15 protein-coding genes are annotated in these 17941 nt (G+C 70.7%); 2 read left to right on the top strand and 13 right to left on the bottom strand.

The window, feature by feature from the left end; translation table 11 throughout:
- Positions 1-38: 38 nt before the first annotated feature.
- The 10 genes from ACZ3IJ_RS13805 to ACZ3IJ_RS13760 form a co-directional block, all read right to left on the bottom strand.
- Positions 39-443 carry a cytidine deaminase gene (locus ACZ3IJ_RS13805; RefSeq protein ID WP_467467912.1) on the bottom strand — a complete coding sequence of 135 codons (405 nt, stop codon included), beginning with the start codon at positions 441-443 and terminating at the stop codon, positions 39-41.
- Positions 440-1729 (bottom strand): ABC transporter permease, encoded by a 1290-nt coding sequence (locus ACZ3IJ_RS13800; RefSeq protein ID WP_467467910.1) that lies wholly within the window; start codon positions 1727-1729, stop codon positions 440-442. Before ACZ3IJ_RS13800 ends, ACZ3IJ_RS13805 begins: the two co-directional genes overlap by 4 nt.
- Entirely contained in the window at positions 1726-2838 is a 1113-nt protein-coding gene (locus tag ACZ3IJ_RS13795) for an ABC transporter permease (RefSeq protein WP_467467908.1), read from the bottom strand. Before ACZ3IJ_RS13795 ends, ACZ3IJ_RS13800 begins: the two co-directional genes overlap by 4 nt.
- Positions 2835-4487: an ABC transporter ATP-binding protein gene (locus tag ACZ3IJ_RS13790; protein ID WP_467468396.1), complete on the bottom strand. Its 1653-nt coding sequence runs from the start codon at positions 4485-4487 to the stop codon at positions 2835-2837. The genes ACZ3IJ_RS13795 and ACZ3IJ_RS13790 overlap by 4 nt, the downstream gene beginning before the upstream one ends.
- A 196-nt stretch (positions 4488-4683) precedes the next feature.
- Positions 4684-5721 (bottom strand): BMP family lipoprotein, encoded by a 1038-nt coding sequence (locus ACZ3IJ_RS13785; protein WP_467467906.1) that lies wholly within the window; start codon positions 5719-5721, stop codon positions 4684-4686.
- Positions 5722-5997: 276 nt separating this feature from the next.
- Entirely contained in the window at positions 5998-7218 is a 1221-nt protein-coding gene (locus ACZ3IJ_RS13780) for an amidohydrolase (protein ID WP_467467905.1), read from the bottom strand.
- A gap of 116 nt (positions 7219-7334) precedes the next feature.
- Complete coding sequence (locus ACZ3IJ_RS13775) at positions 7335-8675, bottom strand: hypothetical protein (RefSeq protein WP_467468394.1); 1341 nt, start codon at positions 8673-8675, stop codon at positions 7335-7337.
- A gap of 8 nt (positions 8676-8683) precedes the next feature.
- Positions 8684-9577 (bottom strand): N-acetylneuraminate synthase family protein, encoded by an 894-nt coding sequence (locus ACZ3IJ_RS13770; protein WP_467467903.1) that lies wholly within the window; start codon positions 9575-9577, stop codon positions 8684-8686.
- A 14-nt stretch (positions 9578-9591) separates the two neighbouring features.
- Entirely contained in the window at positions 9592-10797 is a 1206-nt protein-coding gene (locus ACZ3IJ_RS13765) for a cytidylyltransferase domain-containing protein (protein ID WP_467467901.1), read from the bottom strand.
- On the bottom strand, positions 10797-12095 hold the full coding sequence (locus tag ACZ3IJ_RS13760) for a DUF6716 putative glycosyltransferase (RefSeq protein WP_467467900.1): 1299 nt from the start codon (positions 12093-12095) through the stop codon (positions 10797-10799). The genes ACZ3IJ_RS13765 and ACZ3IJ_RS13760 overlap by 1 nt, the downstream gene beginning before the upstream one ends.
- 187 nt (positions 12096-12282) lie before the next feature.
- Between ACZ3IJ_RS13760 and ACZ3IJ_RS13755 the strand changes: the two genes are divergently transcribed.
- Both ACZ3IJ_RS13755 and ACZ3IJ_RS13750 read left to right on the top strand, forming a co-directional pair.
- Positions 12283-13275, top strand: coding sequence for a glycosyltransferase family 2 protein (locus ACZ3IJ_RS13755; protein WP_467467898.1), 993 nt, complete (start codon positions 12283-12285; stop codon positions 13273-13275).
- Positions 13272-14585: an alpha-2,8-polysialyltransferase family protein gene (locus ACZ3IJ_RS13750; protein ID WP_467467896.1), complete on the top strand. Its 1314-nt coding sequence runs from the start codon at positions 13272-13274 to the stop codon at positions 14583-14585. Before ACZ3IJ_RS13755 ends, ACZ3IJ_RS13750 begins: the two co-directional genes overlap by 4 nt.
- A 91-nt stretch (positions 14586-14676) precedes the next feature.
- Here the strand turns inward: ACZ3IJ_RS13750 and ACZ3IJ_RS13745 are convergent, their stop codons facing one another.
- From ACZ3IJ_RS13745 to ACZ3IJ_RS13735, 3 genes are all read right to left on the bottom strand, one after another.
- Positions 14677-15501, bottom strand: coding sequence for a MerR family transcriptional regulator (locus ACZ3IJ_RS13745; RefSeq protein WP_391798849.1), 825 nt, complete (start codon positions 15499-15501; stop codon positions 14677-14679).
- A gap of 37 nt (positions 15502-15538) precedes the next feature.
- Positions 15539-16195: a leucine efflux protein LeuE gene (leuE, locus tag ACZ3IJ_RS13740; RefSeq protein ID WP_467467894.1), complete on the bottom strand. Its 657-nt coding sequence runs from the start codon at positions 16193-16195 to the stop codon at positions 15539-15541.
- Between the two features lie 151 nt (positions 16196-16346).
- On the bottom strand, positions 16347-17927 hold the full coding sequence (locus ACZ3IJ_RS13735; protein ID WP_467467892.1) for an acyl-CoA mutase large subunit family protein: 1581 nt from the start codon (positions 17925-17927) through the stop codon (positions 16347-16349).
- Positions 17928-17941: the final 14 nt, after the last annotated feature.

The following is a 17941-nucleotide window of genomic DNA, read 5'->3' as shown; positions in this document are numbered from 1 at the left end:
GGCCCTTCCCATCGTGCCGGAAGGGCCGCTCCGCGGTCTTACTTCGCGAGGTGGTCGGGGCCGAAGGCCTGCGGGAGCATCTCGGCGAGGGTGACGAACCCGGCCGGGGTCTCCAGGAGGAGCTCGGGGCCGCCGAACTCGTACAGCAACTGCCGGCACCGCCCACAGGGCACCAGGGACTCGCCCTGGCCGTCCACACAGACGAAGTGGGTCAGCCGGCCGCCGCCGGTGGCCTGGAGCTGCGAGACGAGCCCGCACTCCGCGCACAGCCCGATGCCGTACGAGGCGTTCTCCACGTTGCAGCCGGAGACCACGCGCCCGTCGTCGACGAGCGCGGCGGCGCCGACCGGGAAGCCGGAGTACGGGGCGTAGGCACGGGACATGGCGTCCCGGGCCGTCACCCGCAGCAGCTCCCAGTCGGGTGCCGGGGCGCTGGGCGTCACTTGCCCTCGCCCTTGCGGTAGCGCATGCCGTCCGCCTTGGGCATCCGCAGGCGCTGGGCGGAGAGCGACAGCACCAGCAGGGTCACCACGTACGGCGTGGCGCTGACGAACTCGACCGGGACCGTCTCCGTACCGAGGTACCAGATGAACACGCCGACGCCGATGACGATGGCGATCGAGGAGGTGATCCAGCGCTTCTTGTACGCCTTCCAGGCCGCGATCGCGACGAGCACCGCGAAGAGCAGCAGGAGCAGCGCGTGCACGGACTCGCCGCCGCTGCGCAGCTGGAGCGCGTCGGCGAAGCCGAACAGGCCCGCGCCCATCGCCAGGCCGCCCGGCCGCCAGTTGCCGAAGATCATCGCCGCGAGGCCGATGTAGCCACGGCCACCGGTCTGGCCCTCGTTGTAGATGTGCGAGGTGACCAGCGACAGGAAGGCACCGCCGAGACCGGCCATGCCGCCGGAGACGATCACGGCGATGTACTTGTACTTGTAGACGTTGACGCCGAGGGACTCGGCGGCGATCGGGTTCTCACCGCAGGAACGCAGGCGCAGACCGAACGAGGTCTTCCACAGCACGAAGAACGTGCCGATCACCAGCAGGACGGCGATGATCGTGACCACCGAGACGTTGGTGACCAGGCCGCCGAGGATGCCGGCGATGTCCGAGATCAGGAACCAGTGGTGCTTCTCGATGTCGGCCAGCCAGTCCGACAGGCCCGGGATCGTCACCGAGGTGATCTCCTCGGCCGGCGGGGACTGCTTGGGGCTGCCGCCCTTCGTGGCCGCCTCCCCGGTGTTGAACCACAGCTTGGCGAAGTAGGTGGTGAAGCCGACCGCCAGGATGTTGATCGCGATACCGGAGATGATGTGGTCGACGCCGAAGGTGACCGTGGCGACCGCGTGCAGCAGACCGCCGAGCATGCCGCCCAGGATGCCGGCGAGGATGCCGAGCCAGGGGCTGGTCTGCCAGCCGGCCCAGGCACCGAAGAAGGTGCCGAGGATCATCATGCCTTCGAGGCCGATGTTGACCACGCCCGCGCGCTCGGCCCACAGACCGCCGAGACCGGCGAGGCCGATCGGCACGGCGAGCGAGAGCGCGGCGCCGATCTGGCCGGCCGAGGTGAGGTCCTGCGCGCCGGTGATGGCCCGGACGGCGGAGAGGGCGACGAGCCCGCCCGCGACGATCAGCAGGATCCAGGGAAGGGAGAGGCGGGTGCGGCCGCCCTTGCCACCGGCCGCCTTGGGCGCGGCGGGCGGCGGGGTGGAAGTCGCCGTGGCGGTCACGCCGACACCTCCGTCGAGTTGTTGGAACGGGCCTGGGCCGCGAGCTTCTCGCCGACCTGACGCTGCTGGCGCTTGAGGCCGTAGCGGCGGACGAGTTCGTAGGCGATGACGACGCAGAGGACGATGACGCCCTGCATGACGCCGACGATCTCCCGGTCGTAGTCCTCGAACTCCAGCTGCTGGCCGCCGCGCTCGAGGAAGCCCCAGAGGATCGCGGCGAGCGCGATGCCGATCGGGTGGTTGCGGCCCAGCAGGGCGATGGCGATACCGGTGAAGCCGATGCCGACGGGGAAGTCGCCGCCGAACTCGTAACTGTCGTTGAGCAACGTCGGCATACCGATCAGACCGGCCATGGCGCCGGAGATCAGCATGGAGGTGACGACCATCCGCTTGACGTTGACGCCGGAGGCAGCGGCCGCCGTGTCGGACTGGCCGACGGTGCGCAGGTCGAAGCCGAAGCGGGTGCGGGAGAGCGTGAACCAGTACCCGAGGCCCGCGATGACCGCGACGACGACGAAGCCGTAGACCGGGGTCGGCGTGGTCGGGAACTCGAAGAAGCGCGAGGACTCCGGCAGCGGGGTCGTCGCGACCTTGGTGCCGGCCGCGTCCAGGTGGCCGAGGCGGCCGGGCTGCAGCAGGTAGCCGATGATCGCCGTCGCGATGAAGTTCAGCATGATCGTCGAGACGACCTCGCTGACGCCCCGCGTGGTCTTGAGGACACCGGCGATGCCGGCCCACATGGCACCGACGATCATCGCGGTGATGATGATCAGCGGGATCTGGACGATGCCCGGCAGGGTCAGCGCCCCGCCGACGGCGGCGGCGAAGAAGGCCGCGAGACGGTACTGGCCGTCGACACCGATGTTGAACAGGTTCATGCGGAAGCCGATGGCCACCGCGATGCCCGCCAGGTAGTACGTCGTCGCCTTGTTGATGATGTAGACCTGGCTGTCCGACTTGATGCCGTAGTCGAACATGATCCCGAAGGCGCTGAACGGCTCCTTGCCGGTCGCCGCGAGCACCAGGGCGGTGATCAGGAAGGCGGCGACGATCGCGAGCACGGGGGCCGCGATGCCCAGGAGCAACCGCTCCTTGTCGAACTTCTTCATCGGGCCTCGTCCTCCGGGCCGTCGGTGCCCTCAGGGCTCTCAGGGTGCTCAAGGTGGCCGGCGGCGGCGCCGGTCATGGCCGAGCCCAACTCCTCCGGGGTGATGGTCGCCGGGTCGGCGTCGGCCACCAGACGCCCGCGGTACATCACGCGCAGGGTGTCGGAGAGGCCGATCAGCTCGTCCAGGTCGGCCGAGATCAGCAGGACCGCGAGGCCCTCCCGGCGCGCCGCGCGGATCTGGTCCCAGATCTGCGCCTGCGCGCCGACGTCCACGCCCCGGGTGGGGTGGGCGGCGATCAGCAGCTTCGGGTCGTGGCTCATCTCGCGGCCGACGATCAGCTTCTGCTGGTTGCCGCCGGAGAGGGAGGCCGCGGTGACCTCGATGCCGGGGGTACGGACGTCGTACTCGCGGACGATCCGCTCGGTGTCCTTGCGGGCGGCCTTGAGGTCGAGGATGGCGCCCTTGGAGTTGGGCTTCTCGGTGACGTGGCCGAGGATGCGGTTCTCCCAGAGGGGGGCCTCCAGGAGCAGACCGTGCCGGTGGCGGTCCTCGGGGATGCAGCCGATGCCGTCCTCTCGCCGCTTGCGCGTCGGGGCGGACGAGATGTCGGCGCCGTCGAGGGTGATGACGCCGACCTCGGGCTGGCGCATTCCCATGAGTGCGTCGACGAGCTCGGACTGGCCGTTGCCTTCGACACCGGCGATGCCGAGGACTTCGCCCTTGTGGATCGTGAACGAGATGTCGTTGAGGACGAGACGCGCGCCCTCGCTCTTGAGCTGGTCGACGAAGAGGCTGGCGGACGTGTGCCGCCCGGCCTGCTTCGTCGAGGTGTAGCCCTGGTCGACGAGGGTCAGGTGCTCGACCGTCAGCATCGGCACGTCCGTGACCGTCGACTCGCGGGTCTCCGGCGAGGGCAGCTCGGCGCCGACCATCAGCTCGGCGAGCTGCTTGGTCGTGGTGTGCTTCGGGTCGGCGGTGCCCACCGTGGTGCCGCGGCGGATGACGGTGATCTCGTCGGCGACGGACAGGACCTCGCCCAGCTTGTGCGAGATGAAGATGACCGTCAGGCCCTCCGCCTTGAGCTCGCGCAGGTTGTCGAAGAGCGCGTCGACCTCCTGCGGGACGAGCACGGCGGTCGGCTCGTCGAGGATCAGGGTGCGGGCACCGCGGTAGAGGACCTTGAGGATCTCCACGCGCTGACGGTCGGCCACACCGAGGTCCTCGACGAGCACGTCGGGACGGACACCGAGGCCGTACGCGCCGGAGATCTCCTTGATCTTGGCGCGGGCCTTGTCGCCGATGCCGTACAGCTTCTCGGAGCCGAGGACGACGTTCTCGAGGACGGTGAGGTTGTCCGCCAGCATGAAGTGCTGGTGCACCATGCCGACACCGCGGGTGATGGCATCGCCGGGGCTGTTGAACGTCACCAGCTCGCCGTCGACCGTGATGGTGCCCTCGTCCGGCTTCTGCATGCCGTAAAGGATCTTCATCAGGGTCGACTTGCCCGCGCCGTTCTCGCCCACGAGGGCGTGCACGGTGCCGCGGCGCACGGTGATGTCGATGTCGTGGTTGGCCACGACTCCGGGGAAACGCTTGGTGATGCCGCGGAGTTCTACGGCGTTGGGACTGCTGGGGCTGGAGGCTTTGATGACGCACTCTCCTAGGCAGGGAGCGTGAGGAGGGGATGAGGCGGTGCGCAGGCGCTGTCGGTGGCGAAAAATACCCTGTACGGCGCACGCTACGCGCGTAGCTTTTGGAAAATCGTTCAACTGCCCGCGGGCAGACGTGTGAAGGGGGCCCGGAGTGTCGGCCGAAGCCGCTCTCCGGGCCCCTGTCCGACGGAGGTCAGAGGGTCGTGTTGACCTTGATCTGGCCGTCGATGATCTTCTTCTTGGCCTCGTCCAGCTTGGGCTGGATGTCCTCGAGGTGGCCACCGGTGGTGGTCAGCGAGACGCCGTTCTCGGCCAGCGAGTAGACGTGCGTGCCGGTCGACGGCTTGCCGTCCTGGACGGACTTGATGAGCTCGAAGACGCCCGTGTCGACGTTCTTGACCATCGAGGTCATGATCGAGCCGGCGTACTTGGACAGGGCCGGGTCCTTGGCCTGGTCCGAGTCGACGCCGATCGCCCAGGTGCCCGGCTTGGCGGCGACGGCCTCGATGGCACCGGCACCCGAGCCGCCCGCAGCGGCGTAGATGACGTCGATGCCCTTGTCGAGCATGCCCTTGGCGGCGGCCTTGCCCTTGTCCGGGGCGCCGAAGCCGGAGAAGTCCGTACCGGTGGACAGGTACTGGATGGTGACCGAGGCGTCCGGCTTGGTGTCCTTGACACCCTGCTGGAAGCCGGCGGCGAACTTCTTGATCAGCGGGGTGTCGACACCGCCGATGAAGCCGATCTTGCCGTCCTTGGACTTCAGCGCGGCCGCGACACCGGCGAGGTACGAGCCCTGCTCCTCGGTGAAGACGATCGAGTCGACGTTCTTCACGTCGGAGACCGAGTCGACGAGGCCGAAGGTGGTCTTCGGGAACTTCGCGGCGACCTTGTCGATGGCGTCCTTGTAGGCGAAGCCGACACCGATGACCGGGTTGAAGCCACCCTCGGCCAGCGAGGTGAGGCGCTGCTCGCGGTCGGCCGGGGTCTCACCGGTCTTGGCGGTGAGCTCCTTGGTCTCGACACCCAGGTCGGCCTTGGCCTTGTCGAGGCCACGGGCGGCGGAGTCGTTGAACGAGTTGTCACCACGGCCGCCGACGTCGTACGCCATGCCGACCTTGATGGTGTCCGAGTCGGATCCGGACTCGGTGGACGACTCACCGCAAGCGGTGGCGGTGAGAGCAAGGGCCGCGGTCACTGCGGACGCGGAAACGATCTTGGATACCCGGCGCAAGAGGAGGGTCCCTTCGAGACTGACCGAAAGCGCCTCTTCCGGCGCTGGTTTCGCGTGGATCGTAACGCGCGTAGATGTCAGTTAAAGACCCGTTCATGAGTCGTTATCGGATCGTCGCGAACCGGCCAGAAGGACGACCGAGGGCGTCCGCCCCGGCACGACCGGTTATACACGCTGGTGCGCGCGTTCGACCCGGGCCCGCGCGGCGGCGCGCGGACCGCTGGGCCGAACGCGCGTCGGCCGCTGGGCCGACCGGATGAACCGTGCTCCGGCGCGTCAGAGCCGCGGTGCGCCGTCCAGCAGGGCCGCCGCGGTGAAGAACTCGACGCCCACAGCGATGGCCCGCTCGTCCACGTCGAAGTCGCCCGCGTGCAGGTCCCGGCGTGTCGTGTCGCCCGGGGTACGGACGCCCAGCCGGGCCATCGCGCCGGGGACGTGCTCCAGGTACCAGGAGAAGTCCTCGCCACCGAGGCTCTGCTCGGTGTCCTCGACCTGCTCCGCTCCCCTGCGGGCGGTCATGGCGTCCCGGAGCAGCTCGGTGACAACCGGGTCGTTGACGACCGGGGGGACTCCGCGGACGTAGTTGATCGTCGACTTGGCGCGGTGGAGGGTCGCGATCTCGTCGATCGCCGCGTGGATCAGGTCGGGGGCGTCGCGCCAGGCGGGCAGGTCGAGGCAGCGGACCGTGCCGGAGAGCTCGGCGTGCTGCGGGATGACGTTGCAGGCGTGGCCGGCCTCGATACGGCCCCAGGTGACCGCGAGGCCCGAGCGGGCGTCCACCCGGCGGGCGAGCAGGGCCGGGACGTCGACGGCGATCCGGGCGGCGGCCGTGACCAGGTCCGTCGTGAGGTGCGGGCGGGCCGTGTGGCCGCCGGGGCCGTCCAGGGTGACTTCGAGGCGGTCGCACGCGGAGGTGATGGGGCCGGGGCGCAGACCGATCCGGCCGGCGTCCACCTTCGGGTCGCAGTGCACGGCGACGATCCGGCCGACCCCGTCCAGGACGCCGTACTCGATGGCGTCGGCGGCGCCGCCGGGCAGGACCTCCTCGGCGGGCTGGAAGATCAGCCGTACGGCGTTGGGGAGCAGCCCCTGCCGGTCGAGCTCGGCGAGGACGAGCCCGGCGCCGAGCACCGTGGTGGTGTGGACATCGTGTCCACACGCGTGGGCCCGGTTGGGCACGGTGGAGCGGTACGCGACGGTCTTGACGTCCGGGATCGGCAGCGCGTCGAGGTCGGCGCGGATCGCCAGCATGGGGCGCGTGCGGTTCCAGGTGCCGATGTCGCACACCAGGCCCGTGCCCGCCGGGAGGACCTTCGGCGCGAGCCCCGCGGCCTCCAGGCGGGCCTTCACGGCCGCGGTCGTCCGGAACTCCTGGTTGCCGAGCTCGGGGTGCATGTGCAAGTCGCGGCGGAACGCGATCAGTTCGGCGCGCAGCGGCGCGGACAGCGTTCCGGGCAGAGCGACGGAGCCGGGCTCACGGGACTTCAACTGGTTCACCTTTTGAAGGGTAGGCCCCTTCAGAGATCAACTGCCCGTTGATCACGAAAAGTTCAGCCCGATAGGGGAAAGAATCTCGGTTTACCAGGCTTGACGACCATCCCTTGTGGGTAAGCTCACCCGAATTCGAGTCGTTGTGGGGTCGGGGCGGCCTGGGCCGCCTGCGCGGTCAGCCGGTCGACCTCATGCGCCGCCGTGCCCGCGACTCCGGCCAGGAAACCATGGGCCCTGGGGGAGGCGTTCTCCTTGAGCCACTCCGGTGCGATCTCGCAGACGGCGACCTTGACCCCCGTGCCGGCCAGGGCCAGCGGCAGGGTGTGGACGACGGTCGAGGGAAAGCTGACCACCGTACGGCCGATCGGGCCGCGCCGGGCGATCAGCTCCAGCGGCAGGTCGGGCCGGACGATCTCCAGACCGGTCTCCACCGCGATCCGGTGCAGCTTCTCGGTCGCCTCGCGGCGGTGGGCGAAGTAGCGGGTGGCGCCGTGGGTGCGGGCCAGCTCGGCGACGACGGCGGCGTACTGGTCGGGGTCGACCACGCCGGTCTCGACCAGCGAGGTGCCGACGAGGTCCGCGCCCTTGGTGAGCCGGGGCGGGCCGAAGCGTGACCGGGTCCAGGCGAACGTGTTCTGGGTGACGGTCGTGCCGGGCGGCGGCTCGACCGGGAGCGAGGTGAAGATCTCGACGGTACGGCGCTGGGTCGGGGCGAGCTTGCGGCGGGCGGCGGCGGTCACCGGCGCGAGCACCAGCTCGCGGGCCCCCCGGCTGCCGCGCCGGTGCCAGCGGACCAGGCGCTCACCACGGGCCAGTTGGGCCGCGTACTCCATGGTGGCGGTGCCGTCGTCGACGACGGTCAGACGCTTGGGGGCGAAGAGCGTGAGCAGCAGCTGCACGTAACGGGAGAACGGGTCCCCGACGATCACGCGCTCGGCCGACCGCAGCAGCGGGGCGAGTTCGCGCAGCGTCCGGGCGAGGGAGCCGCGGGAGCCGCGGGCCTCCTGCCAGTGCACGGTGAACCCGTCGTCGCGGGCCAGCTGGGCCATCCGGCGCAGCTGGCCGCGCGACATCGGGTCGGTCGGCGAGAGCACGACGAGCGTGAGCCCGGACCGTGCGGGCACCACGGGCGTGGAGACCGCGCTGTCGTCGGTGTCCGCCCGTGCGGGCACCACGGGCGTGGAGACCGCGCTGTCGTCGGTGTCCGGGCCCTGGGGGCCGGGGCTGTCGCCGGAGCCGGCGGTCGAGAGGCCCGGGCCGTCGTCGGCCTGCCCCACGACGGCACCGGCGAGCGCGCCGGCGACCGAGGAGCCCTGCCCGTCACGGGGCGGGCCGTCGTGGGAGGGCGCGAGTATCGCGGCCCCCCGGCCGTCGGGGGCGGTCGTGCCCCCGACGGCGAGGGACTGGGCGTGTGCCCACTCCAGGACGTTCAGGAGCTGGACCGGGCTCTCGACGAACGCCAGCTGGCCGGTCATGCGGCGACAGACCCCTGGACCCGGCGGAGCTTCTTCATCGGGCCGAGCTCCGACTCGTAGACCTTCTTGATGCCGTCACCGAGCGCGGTCTCGATCGTGCGGATGTCGCGGACCAGACGCTGCAGGCCCTGCGGCTCGACCGAAGCGGCCTGGTCGGAGCCCCACATGGCACGGTCGAGGGTGATGTGACGCTCGACGAACGAGGCGCCGAGGGCGACGGCGGCCAGCGTGGTCTGGAGGCCCGTCTCGTGGCCGGAGTAGCCGATCGGGACGTTCGGGTACTCCTCCTTCAGCGTGTTGATCACGTTGAGGTTGAGCTCCTCGGCCTTGGCCGGGTACGTCGACGTGGCGTGGCAGAGCAGGATGTTGTCGCTGCCCAGGACCTCGACCGCGTGACGGATCTGCTTCGGCGTCGACATGCCGGTCGAGAGGATGACCGTACGGCCGGTGGCGCGCAGCGAGCGGAGCAGTTCGTCGTCCGTGAGGGAGGCGGAGGCGACCTTGTGCGCGGGGACGTCGAACTTCTCCAGGAAGGTGACGGCCTCGGTGTCCCACGGGGAGGCGAACCAGTCGATCCCGCGCTTCTTGCAGTGCTCGTCGATGGCGCGGTACTCGTCCTCGCCGAACTCCACGCGGTGGCGGTAGTCGATGTAGGTCATGCGGCCCCAGGGGGTGTCCCGCTCGATGTCCCACTGGTCGCGCGGGGTGCAGATCTCGGGCGTGCGCTTCTGGAATTTCACGGCGTCGCAGCCGGCCTCGGCGGCCACGTCGATGAGCGCGATCGCGTTCTCGAGGTCGCCGTTGTGGTTGATGCCGATCTCACCGGTGACGTAGACGGGCCGGCCGGGGCCCGCGGTCTTGCTGCCGAACGTGCGGAGACGGTTGCTCATGGTTCTGGTGTTCCTTAGGAGTTGGGGGTGTGGAGCTCGGGCCCGAGAAGCCAGGCCGCGATCTCGCGGACGGCTCCGGAGCCACCGGGGGTGAGGGTCACCGCACGGGCGGCGGCCCGTACGGAGTCGTGCGCGCTCGCCACCGCGACGGGCCAGCCGACGAGGTGGAAGCACGGGAGGTCGTTGACGTCGTTGCCGGCGTAGAGGACGCGCTGCGGGTCGACGCCCTGTTCCTCGCACCACTGCTTGAGGGCGAGGTCCTTGCGGTCGATGCCGTGCAGGACGGGGATCCTCAGCTTGCGGGCGCGGGCGGCGACGACGGCGTTCTGCTCGGTCGAGAGGATCAGGACCGGCATGCCCGCGCGGCGCAGGGCCGCGATGCCGAGGCCGTCGCCCCGGTGTGCCGACACGAACTCGTGTCCCTCGGAGTCGAGATGGACCCGGTCGTCGGTCTGCGTGCCGTCGAAGTCGAGGACCACGGCGTCGATGTCGTCGAAGCCGGGGGTGATGGGGGTGTCGAGCAGCGGCGCGAGCGCGCGGGCGCGGGCGAGATCGTGCGGGTCGTCGATCTCCAGGACCCTGGCGGGGTCGGTGACGACGAGCGCGGTGTGGCCGAAGAAGCGGTGCTTGTGGGTACGGAAGCCCTCGGCGGCCATCGCGTAGACGGCGCCGGTCTCCAGGTACTCGGCCTCGCGGTCCTGCCTGCGGGGGCGGTGCGCCTTGTCGTGGTTGACGCCGTAGGCACCGGAGCCCTCCCCGCCGGTCCCGGTCTCGGAGGTCTCCCGCCAGAGGAAGCCGTGGGTCGGGGCGGCGGTGAAGGCCGTGTCCGCGCCGCCCTCGACGATCCGCTCGACGGTCCCGTTGACCTCGGCCGCCGTGATGAAGGGGCTCGTGCACTGGACGAGGAGGATCACGTCGGCGCGGCGCCCGCTCGTCGCCTCGAAGGCGTCCATCGCGTGCAGGACCGCCGACTCGCTGGTGGCCGTGTCGCCGGCGATCGACGCCGGGCGGTGGATCGCCTCCGCGCCGGCCGCGCGGGCGGCCGAGGCGATCGCCGCGTCGTCCGTGGAGACGACGACATCGGTCACCAGAGGGGCGCCGAGGCAGGCGCGGACCGCGCGGGAGACCAGCGGGACGCCCGCGACCGGGGCGAGGTTCTTGGCGGGGACGCCTTTGGAACCGCCCCGCGCCGGGATGACGGCAAGCACGGTCGTGGTCATCAGAGTTCTCCAAGCCGGCGGATGACGGGGGCCACGCGCTGGACGCCGTGGCGGTACGCGCCCCGCGCCGCCTCCCGGACGATCCGGCGCAGCCCGCTGTCGCGGGTCGCCGGCGCCGTCGCGTCGAGGCGGTGGCGGGCGAGGATCCCGGGCAGGTACCCCGGAGCCGTCTCCGCCGTGTAGTAGGGGGTGATCGGGGGCGGCGGCGGCCCGTCGAGCAGTTCGGCGACCCGCGCGCGGGCGGCGTCGAAGGCCTTCTCGTAGCCGCCTCCCCCTACGCCTTGCGGCGTGGGGGGACCCCCAGCGGCGACGCCCTGGCGGGCGAGCCACTCCTCGTCCGGCTTCGGGCGGACGTCCGCGTCGAGCCGGTCGAAGGAGGTCAGCAGCCCCGATCCGATGAAGTGGTGGTTGCCGAGGACCTCGCGCACGCCCATGTCGGTGAGGATCGCCGTGGGGATCCGCCGGTGCAGCGCTTCGAGCGCGGCCGTCGAGGAGACGGTGACCAGCAGGTCGGTGCGGTCCAGCACCTCGCCCATGTGCCCGTACACCAGACGGAAGTTGGGCGGGGTGTCCAGGTCGCGCACCAGCTTCTGGTACGGCAGCTCCTCCAGGTGCGTCGTGTGCTCGCCCGGCTTGGAGCGGAGCTTGAGCAGCACCTCCCGCCCCGGATGCAGCCGGGCGTGCTCGACGAGCCTGCGGAGCAGGTAGGCGCGGTCGGCACGGGTGACCGGCACGGACGGCTGGGCGGCGAAGACGAGGGTGTCCCGGCCGGGCTCGGAGGCGTAGGGCGCACCGCCGAGGAACGGCAGCGCCGCCTCCACCACCGACGAGGCGTCGGCGCCCACCCCTTCGTACACGGCGCGGAAACGCTCGGCGTCATGACGGGAGTTGGCGAGGACGACGTCCGCGCCGTGGCGCAGCAGGAGACCGTCGGCGAGCTTCTCGTAGACGACTCCGACATAGCCGGTGACGATCACCGGGCGGCGCTCCAGGCCCAGGTCGGCGATCCCCTGGAGGACCGCGCGGACCGTGCCGCCGACGAGCGAGAGGACGACGAGGTCGTACTCCCCGTCCCGTACCTCACGAAGGAACTCCGCGCCCGTCACCTCGCGCGGGGGTGTGGTGGACACCCCGGTCTCGGCGAGCTGTCGCGCGGTGGGGGTCGCCCGGCCGCGCAGGACGAAACCGGTGGGTTCGGCAGCCGTGATGCGGCGCGCGGTGAGGGCGCCCCATTTCCACCGGGTGTCGGAGTCGGCGAGTACGGCGACGCGTACTCGTTCATGGGTACGTGATGGCACGTCGAGGACGCTAGAGACGCATTTCGTGTGCTGGCCCAACTGAGCCACAACAAACGGTGAACAGAGCCTCTCCGCACGCTGAAAACGGCCGGGATCGGGGGTGGTTAAGCCCCCCGCCTCTTCGTGTTCACCGAACATCCCTCTGCCGGTCAGAACGAATGCCGGGGCGGCGCCTAGCGTCGGCCGGGTGGTCAAGCTCTCCGTCGTCGTGCCGTTCTACAACGTGCAGACATATGCCCCAGACACCCTGACAAGCCTGCGCGCGAACGCCCGCGAGGACTTCGAGTTCCTTCTCGTCGACGACTGCTCGACGGACGGGACGCCGGAGATCCTCGAACGGGCCGCGCGCGACATCCCGGGGGCCGTTCTGCTCCGGCACGAGAAGAACGAGGGTCTCGCCACCGCGCGCAACACCGGACTCGACGCCGCCCGAGGGCGCTACCTCGCGTTCCTCGACGGCGACGACTGGCTCGCGCGGGGGCACCTGTCCCGGCTGGTCACGGCCATGGACGAGCTGGACTGCGACTTCCTCCGCACCGACCACGTGGTGAACACCGACCGGAGCCGGTCCGTGCGCCGGGCCCCGATCGCCCGGCGTAACGAGCTGCTGCGCCCCAGGGACGCGATCCTGCCGGCCCACCGGACGACCTCGGTCGACTATCCCTACGCCTGGGCGGGGATGTACCACCGGCGGCTGCTCGACCGCGGGCTGCTCCACTTCACCCCGGGCCTGCGGACGGCGGAGGACCGGCCGTGGATCTGGAAGCTGCACCGCGAGGCCGACTCCTTCGCCGCGGTGAGCACACTGGGAATCTTCTACCGGCGCGGTGTCTCCACCTCGCTCACGCAGATCGGCGATATCCGCCAACTCGATTTCATCCGGGCCTTCGACCAGGTGATCGAGGAAACGGCCGACGACGTGGATGCGGACCGGCTTCTTCCGAAAGCCGTCCGTACCTATTGCGCGCTCATTTCGCACCACGTCTCCTCCATTGAACGATTCGAACCGGCGGTGGCGAAGAAATTGCGCTCGATGAGTGCGGGAGCGCTGCGGCGCATGCCGCAGGACGTGCTCGACGAGGTGTTGTCCTCGATGGACGAGGAGCGGGCGGGCGTCGTGCGCAAGCTGCGCCGGCGCCGCGCGGCCTCCCTCGACCAGGGCGCGGGGGCCGCCGCGTGAGGACCACCCAGATCTTCTACGCGTCCACCCTGTACGGCGCGACGACGCTGGCCGCCGCCCTGGACAGCGGCTGCTTCGGCCCGGCCGACCGGCGGCTCCTGCTCGTCGGCAACAACGCGGCGGTGCCCGAGACCACCCCGGCCCTCGACGAGATGCCCGGATTCGAGCGGCTGCGCGGCCGCTTCGACACGGTGCTGTCCTGGAACGAGGCCATCTCGCCGCTCCACCCGGCCGGCTGGTCGCCCCGCGGGGACGACGTACCGATGCTCGAACGTCATCTGCGGCGGCTGTGGGACCTCGGCGACGACCGGATCGAGATCGCCCTGGAGTCGGTGCAGGTGGCGCCGGCGCTGACGATCGCCCGGCTGTTCCCGGAGGCGCGGCTCGACGTGTACGCCGACGGGCTGATGAGCTACGGCCCGACCCGCAACAAGATCGACCCGCTGGTCGGCGAGCGGGTGCGGCGGCTTCTCCACCTGGACCTGGTGCCCGGGCTCGCGCCCCTGCTGCTGGGCGAGTTCGGCCCCGTGTCCGAGGTGGTCCCCACGGAGGCCTTCACCAAGGTGGTCGCCGAACTGGCGGACACGGCCGGTCCCGCCGCCGACGAGGAGGGCCCGGCGCTGCTGCTCGGCCAGTACCTCGCGGCGCTCTCGCTGCTCACCCCGGCAGAGGAGGAGGAGCTGCACGTACGCATGGTGCGCGGCGCGATCGCGCGCGGCCACCGGCGGCTCGTCTTCAAGCCGCACCCCACGGCGCCGGACGCCTGGACCCGGCGGCTGGCACGGGAGGCGGAGGCACTGGGCGCCGAACTCACCGTCCTCGACCGGCCGGTGCTGGCCGAGGTGGTGTACCGGGAGCAGCGCCCCGCGCTGGTGGTGGGCTGCTTCTCGACGGCCCTGATGACGGCGCACGCCTTCTACGGGATCCCGGTGGCCCGGGTCGGCACGCGGACGCTCCTGGAGAGGCTGACGCCGTTCCAGAACAGCAACCGCATCCCGGCGACCCTGGTGGACGCGCTCGTCCCCGACCTGGAGGACGACACCGCGCCGGCCACGCCCTGGGACGCGGAGGCGCTCGCGGGACTGGTCGCGGCGGTCGGCTTCGCGATGCAGCCCAAGATCCGTCCGGACCTGCGGGGCTCGGCGGTACGACACCTGTCGGGCCCGCTCGCGGAGGGGACGCGGCACTACTTCAAGCGCCGCCGCCTCACCGTCCTGGGCCTCCCGGGCGGCATCCCGGTGCCCCGCCATCCCAAGGTGCGCCGCCTCGCCCGCCGCGCCCTGAAACTGAAGCGGGCGCTGGCGAAGTGAGAAGGGGGCCCGCCCGGACGCGTGTCCGGGCGGGCCCCCTTCTCCGTCGGTCGCCGCCGGTCGCAGCCGTTCTCCGTCGGTCGCTGCCGCGTCAGGCGCGGGTGACCGGCTCCTGGAGTTCCGTCACCCACTTCGTACGGTCGTCCGGGCATTCCAGGTACAGCTCGCGGGAGTAGCCGGTCGAGCGGTAGCCGTTGGCGTCGATCCAGGTGGCCAGGGTCTGGACCGTGGGCAGGAGGTCCTCCATCGGACCCCGGTGGACGACCGTCGCCGCCTCGTCCAGGCCGGGCAGCACGACGACGTCGACGCCCGCCACCTCCTCGGTGCCCGCGGGGAGCGTCATCCCCGCGTGGACGACGACCGAGCCGTCGCCCCGCCCCGCGTCCTCGTAGTACGCGATCCCGGGGCCGAACCCCGTGACGCCAGCCGCCTCCAGGCGCGCGCACAGCGTCTCGTACAGCGGCTGGATGACCGGGCCGATCTGGCCCGGACCGAAGCCGCCTGCCACGCCGCTCAGCTCGGCGAGCCGTACCGGCGGAATGCTCTTGATCACGACGTCCTGCGTGGGCATGTGCCCCTCGCTCTCGATGGCTCGGAGCCGCGCGCCGACCTGGGCCAGCCGACCCGCCGCCTCCGCCAGGGCCGTCTCCAGCTCTGCCTGGCGCAGCCGCAGCATGCCGCGCAGCTCCTCCGCGCCGACCTGCTCGTCGAGGATCGACCCCACCTGTTCGAGGGTGAAGCCGAGCTCCTTGAGCGCGATGACGCGGTTGAGGCGGGCGAGCTGGTCCGCCTGGTAGAAGCGGTAGCCGCTGTGCGGGTCGACGTGGGCCGGGCGCAGCAGTCCGATGGCGTCGTAGTGGCGCAGCATGCGGACCGACACCCGCCCGTGCCGGGCGAAGTCTCCGATGGTGAACATGACGACTCCTACGACACGGCCTCACACGGTGTGAGGGTCAAGCGGCGCTGCTGAGGGAGAGCTTCGCGGCGAAGCCGAGGAAGAGCGCGCCCGCGGCGGACGTCGCCCCGGCCGAGAGCCGCCGACGGCGCCGGAACGCGGTGGCGAGCCGGGTCCCGCCGAATATCAGCATCGTCAGGTAGAGGAAGCTGCCGATCTCCAGCAGCGTGCCGAGCACCAGGAAGGAGAGGGCCGGGTAGGCGTACGCGGGGTCCACGAACTGCACGAAGAACGAGATGAGGAAGAGGATCGCCTTCGGGTTGAAGAGGCTGATGATCAGCGCCCTCCGGTACGGGTTCTCCCCCGGCGCCGCGTGGGCCTGCTCGTTCTCCTCGACAGCGGCCTCCCCGCGCGAGCGCCACATCTCCCAGGCCGAGCGCATCATCCCGTACGCCATCCACGCCAGGTAGCCCGCGCCCGCGTACTTCACGATCATGAAGAGCAGGGGCGTGGTCTGGAGCAGCGAGGCCGCGCCGAGCGCGGCCAGCGTCATCAGGATCGCGTCACCGGTGAAGACGCCGGCGGCGGCCTTGTACCCGGTCCGGGTGCCCTTGCGGGCGGCGACGGACAGCACGTAGAGCGAGTTCGGCCCCGGCAGAAGGATGATGAGGACGAGGCCCACGAGATAGGTCGGAAGATCGGTGACACCCAGCATGGACGGAGTGTCGCACGGGGGTACGACACTCCGCGCGGGTGTTTCGTATCGCGGAAGATCAGGGGCCGGGGAGGGTCGAAACACGCGGTGACCAGGCGCGGAGGGTCACTCCACGCGCCGGCCGGGCGCGCGGGGGCTCAGGACGCGCGGCTCAGAACGCGTCCGTCGGAATGTGCCTGCCCCAGATGTCGCGGAGTGCGTCGCAGACCTCGCCGACCGTGGCCCGTGCCCGGAGAGCGTCCTTCATCGGGTAGAGCACGTTGTCCGTGCCCTCCGCCGCCTTCCGCAGCCCGGCCAGCGCCGCGTCCACCGCCTCCTGGTCCCGCTCCGCACGCAGCCTGGCCAGCCGCTCCGCCTGCTGCGCCTCGATCGCCGGATCCACCCGCAGCGGCTCGTACGGCTCCTCCACCTCCACCGTGAACCGGTTCACCCCCACCACCACCCGCTCACCGCTGTCGGTCTCCTGCGCGATCCGGTACGCCGACCGCTCGATCTCCCCCTTCTGGAAACCGCGCTCGATCGCGCTCACCGCGCCGCCCAGGTCCTCGACCTTCCGCATCAGCTCCAGCGCCGCCGCCTCCACGTCGTCCGTCAGCCTCTCCACGACGTACGACCCGGCGAACGGGTCCACCGTCGCGGTGACGTCCGTCTCGTAGGCGAGGACCTGCTGCGTCCGCAGCGCGAGCCGCGCCGACTTGTCCGTCGGCAGCGCGATCGCCTCGTCGAAGGAGTTCGTGTGCAACGACTGCGTACCGCCGAGGACGGCCGCCAGGCCCTGTACGGCGACCCGGACCAGGTTCACCTCGGGCTGCTGGGCGGTGAGCTGCACCCCGGCGGTCTGGGTGTGGAAACGCAGCATCAGCGACTTGGGGTCCCGGGCGCCGAACTCCTCGCGCATCACCCGCGCCCAGATCCGCCGCGCCGCCCGGAACTTCGCCACCTCCTCCAGAATCGTCGTCCGCGCGACGAAGAAGAACGAAAGGCGTGGGGCGAAGTCGTCGACGTCCATGCCGGCGGCCACCGCCGTGCGGACGTACTCGATACCGTCCGCGAGCGTGAACGCGATCTCCTGCGCGGGCGACGCACCCGCCTCCGCCATGTGATAGCCCGAGATCGAGATCGTGTTCCACCGCGGAATCTCCGACCGGCAGTACTTGAAGATGTCCGCGATCAGACGCAGCGAAGGCTTCGGCGGGAAGATGTAGGTGCCCCGGGCGATGTACTCCTTCAGCACATCGTTCTGGATCGTGCCCGTCAGCTTCCCCGCCGGCACCCCCTGCTCCTCCCCCACCAGCTGGTACAGAAGCAGCAGGAGCGCGGCCGGCGCGTTGATCGTCATCGACGTCGACACCTGGTCCAGCGGAATCCCGTCGAACAGCACCCGCATGTCGTCGATCGAATCGACCGCCACACCCACCTTCCCGACCTCGCCGTGCGCGATCGGGGCATCGGAGTCATGCCCCATCTGCGTCGGCAGATCGAACGCCACCGACAGACCCGTCGTACCGTTCGCGATCAGCTGCTTGTACCGGGCGTTCGACTCCACCGCCGTACCGAAACCCGCGTACTGCCGCATCGTCCATGGGCGACCCGTGTACATCGACGGATACACACCCCGCGTGAACGGATACGCACCCGGCTCACCCAGCTTCTCCGCCGGATCCCACCCCTCCAACGCACCCGGCCCGTACACCGGCTCGATCGGCAGCCCGGACTCCGACTCGCGCGCCATCTGATGTGCCTCCC

The organism is Streptomyces sp. NPDC013317, from assembly GCF_055563155.1.
The sequence above is the reverse complement of the archived record's forward strand: the minus strand, read 5'-3'. Positions and strand labels throughout refer to the sequence as shown.